The organism is Falsiroseomonas sp. RANM36, assembly GCF_056682175.1.
The window spans coordinates 151,749-152,888 of record NZ_JBWXTD010000004.1; the positions used below are offsets into that span (position 1 = coordinate 151,749).

General features: G+C 76.1%; 1 protein-coding gene. It reads right to left on the reverse strand.

The features are described 5' to 3' along the window. Positions 1–379 precede the first annotated feature (379 nt). The coding region (locus AC1MIR_RS14490; RefSeq protein WP_480028903.1) for a tripartite tricarboxylate transporter substrate-binding protein at positions 380–1,140 on the reverse strand (761 nt) is incomplete at its 5' end.

The following is a 1,140-nucleotide window of genomic DNA, read 5'->3' on the forward strand; positions in this document are numbered from 1 at the left end:
GCGGGGGGGGCGCCTGCCCGGGGGGGGGCGCGCCCTGGGGGCGGCCGGGGGGGCGGGCGGCGCGGCGCCGAGACCGGGGATCGGCGGTGCGCCGTGGCGGACGGCGAGCAGCGCCTCGGCGGCGCGGAGGATGGGCTCGGACATGCGGCGTTCCCGTCGGATCGGTGCCGCCAGCGTCCTGCGCCGCCGGCCGCCTGTCCAGCCCGCCGGCCGGCCGCGTGCTACGCGATGAGGCCGGTGACATCCGGCGCGACGTCGCGCCGCCCCGGGCGCCGACCTCCACCAGATGCGCCCCCCCGCCGCCCGCGGGGGGGGGGGACGCTCCTCGTCCCGCCTCCCTGGCGGCAAGCGGCGCTCTGGGGCGCCTGAACGCCCGGGCTCAGTCCACCTTGGCGCCGCTGATGCGCACCGCCTCGCCCCATTTCTCCGCCTCGCTGCGCAGGAAGGTGGCGAACTGCTCCGGCCCCATGCCGACCGCGATGCTGCCATCCGCCGTGGTGCGCGCACGGAAGGCGGGATCGGCCAACGCGGCCTGGACCGCGGCATTGATGCGCGTGACGGCCTCCTGCGGCATGCCGGCGATGCCCATGATCGCGAACCAGGAGACCAGCTCGAAGCCCGGCAGCGTCTCGCTGATGGTCGGCACGTCGGGCAGGGCGGGATTGCGCTGGGCGGAGGTGACGCCGAGGCCGCGCAGCCGCCCGGTGCGGATCAGCTCGGTCACCGTGGCCAGCGTCGGGAAGCCGAACAGCACCGTGCCCGACAGCACGTTGTTGACGATCTCCGGCGCGCCGCGGAACGGCACATGCGTCGCCTGCACCTGCGCGGCCGACTTGAACAGCTCGGTCGCCAGATGCGCGCCGGAGCCGTTGCCGCCGCTGGCATAGGGCTGACCGGGATTGGCCTTCAGATCGGCGATCAGCGCCGCGGTGGTCGCCGGGCCGCGCGGCAACACCACCAGGCAGTGCGGCATGGCGAAGGCCACCGTGATCGGCACGAAGTCGCGGAAGGTGTCGTAGCCGAGCCGGCGGCTGGTCAGCGCCTGGTTGGTCAGCAGCGCATTGGTGCCGAGCAGGATGGTGTAGCCGTCCGGCGCGGGGGGGGGGGGGGGGGGGGGGGGGGGGGAGGGGAGAGGCGGGC